General features: G+C 70.4%; 3 protein-coding genes. All 3 read left to right on the top strand.

Features of this window, described 5'->3' with window-relative positions; genetic code table 11:
- The coding region (locus FKV25_RS14330) for an SPOR domain-containing protein (protein ID WP_211345453.1) at positions 1-292 on the top strand (292 nt) is incomplete at its 5' end.
- 43 nt (positions 293-335) lie between these two features.
- Entirely contained in the window at positions 336-959 is a 624-nt protein-coding gene (locus FKV25_RS14325; protein ID WP_141519472.1) for a CvpA family protein, read from the top strand.
- 2 nt (positions 960-961) lie between these two features.
- Positions 962-2431 carry an amidophosphoribosyltransferase gene (gene purF, locus FKV25_RS14320; RefSeq protein ID WP_141519471.1) on the top strand — a complete coding sequence of 490 codons (1470 nt, stop codon included), beginning with the start codon at positions 962-964 and terminating at the stop codon, positions 2429-2431.
- Positions 2432-2535 lie beyond the last annotated feature (104 nt).

Below are 2535 nucleotides of genomic sequence, written 5' to 3'. Positions count from 1 at the left end.
GCCCGCGCCACCGCCCAACAAGCCGGAGCCGCCCAGGCCAGCGCCTTCCGCGCCCACCGTGGGGTTCGCGGTACAGCTGGCGGCCTTCAGCCAGGCCGAGGAAGCGGCCAAGCTGCGCGACCGGGCGCGGGCCGCGGGCTTCAGCGCCTTCATCGAATCGGTCGATACCGACAAGGGCACCCTGAGCCGCGTGCGCGTCGGGCCGGTCGCCGACCGCGCCGAGGCCGAGGCGCTCAAGGCCCAGCTGGCCGCGCGCCTGGGCATCAGCGGCATCGTGCAAACGCACCCCTGATGGCATCGCTCCGGGGGACAGGCGCGGACGAGGCGGGCAAGGCATGACGGCCATCGACTGGGTCCTGCTGGCGATCCTGCTGATATCGGCCCTGTTCGGCGCGATGCGCGGCCTGGTCGGCGTCATCGCGTCGCTGGCGGCCTGGCTGCTGGGCGGCTGGGCGGCATTCCGTTTCGGCGGCGACGTGGCGACCCTGCTCGCCGGAGGCGCCGCGCCGGGGACCGGGCAGTTGTTCGCCGGCTATGCGCTGAGCTTCCTGGGCGTGATGATCGTGGTCGGCCTGGTCGGCTGGCTGGTCCGCAAGCTGTTGCACTCGGTCGGACTGTCGGGCCTTGATCGCACCCTCGGGCTCGTCTTCGGCCTGGTCCGCGGCGCTTTCGTCGCCTGCGTGCTGGTGCTGCTGCTGGGCTTCACCTCGATGCCGCGGGAGCCGGAATGGCGCGCGTCGCGGTTGGTGCCGCTGGTGCTGCCGGGAGCGCAGTGGCTGCGCGCCTGGCTGCCGGACTGGGCATCGCAGGAGATCGATTTCAGTGGCGTGGCCCCGGTCCTGCAGGGATTGCAGGAGCTGCAGGGGCCGTCGATGCAGGACAACGAACCCGGCACGGCGCTTCCCGCGCCGTTGCCACCGGCGGCCACGGCCGCGGATGAACAACCCCAGGATCCATAACGATGTGCGGCATTATCGGTATCGTCGGCCATAACGACGTCGCAGCGCAGTTGTACGACGGCCTCACGGTCCTCCAGCACCGGGGCCAGGATGCGGCCGGCATCGCCACCGCCAAGGGCACGCGCCTGCGCGTGCACAAGGGCAACGGCCTGGTGCGCGATGTCTTCGACCAGGCCTCGATGCAGTTGCTGCAGGGCAACCTGGGCATCGGCCATTGCCGGTACCCGACCGCGGGCAGCGAGGGCCACGACGAGGCACAGCCGTTCTACGTCAATTCGCCCTACGGCATCGTGCTGGCGCACAACGGCAACCTCATCAACACCGAGGCCCTGCGCGACGAGGTCTTCGCCGAGGACCGCCGCAACGTCAACACCGAGTCCGACTCCGAGGTGCTGCTCAACGTGTTCGCGCACGAGCTGGACACGCGCAAGGGCCTGACGCCCGAGACCGTCTTCACCGCCATCGAAGGCGTGCACCGGCGCTGCGAGGGCGGCTACGCGGTCGTGGCCGCGGTGCTGGGCCTGGGGCTGGTCGCGTTCCGCGATCCCAACGGCATCCGCCCGTTGGTGCTGGGCAAGCGCACCCGTGACGGCCGCGACGAATACGCGGTGGCCAGCGAGTCGGTCGCGCTCGACCTGACCGGCTTCCAGCGCGTGCGCGACGTGCGCCCGGGCGAGGGCATCGTCATCACCGGCGAGGGCGAGCTGCACGAGCGCGCCTGCGCCGAGCCGCGGCCGCACACGCCGTGCATCTTCGAGTACGTCTACTTCGCGCGGCCCGACTCGATGATGGACGACGTGTCGGTGCACAAGGCGCGCATGCGCATGGGCCAGAAGCTGGGCGAGAAGATCCTGCGCCTGCGTCCGGACCACGACATCGACACCGTGATCCCGATCCCCGATTCCTCGCGCGACGCGGCCCTGGAGGTCGCCAACGTGCTGGGCGTGAAGTACCGCGAGGGCTTCATCAAGAACCGCTACGTCGGCCGCACCTTCATCATGCCGGGGCAGGGCGAGCGGGCGAAGTCGGTGCGCCGCAAGCTCAATCCCATCCCGCTGGAGTTCCGCAACCGCGTGGTCCTGCTGGTCGACGACTCCATCGTCCGCGGCACCACCTCGCAGCAGATCGTGCAGATGGCCCGCGAGGCCGGCGCGCGCAAGGTCTACCTGGCCTCGGCCGCGCCGCCGGTGCGCCATCCCAACATCTACGGCATCGACATGCCCACGCGCGAGGAGCTGATCGCCTACAACCGCGACGAGAAGGAAGTCGAGGCGATCCTGGGCTGTGACTGGCTGATCTACCAGGACCTGGAGGACCTGAAGGAGGCCGTGTCCGGTCCCAAGCAGCGGATCGCGCAGTTCGACTCGTCCTGCTTCAACGGCGAGTACGTCACCGGCACCGCGGAAGACTACTTCGAGCGCATCAAGCACCTGCGATCGGACGAAGCCAAGCGCCAGCGCCGCGCCTCCTGAGGCGCGGGACGGGGCGACGCGGAACCGCCGGCATGGCCTCCCTCTTCGACGCGGCGCGCGACTGCCTGCAGGCCGCCGCGCCGGACGCCAAGCTCGCGGCCACC

Origin of the sequence: Marilutibacter aestuarii (genome assembly GCF_006546775.1) — a bacterium.
GTDB classification, from domain to species: domain Bacteria; phylum Pseudomonadota; class Gammaproteobacteria; order Xanthomonadales; family Xanthomonadaceae; genus Marilutibacter; species Marilutibacter aestuarii.
Note: the sequence above shows the minus strand (reverse complement) of the source record. Positions and strands in the feature narration are given on the sequence as shown.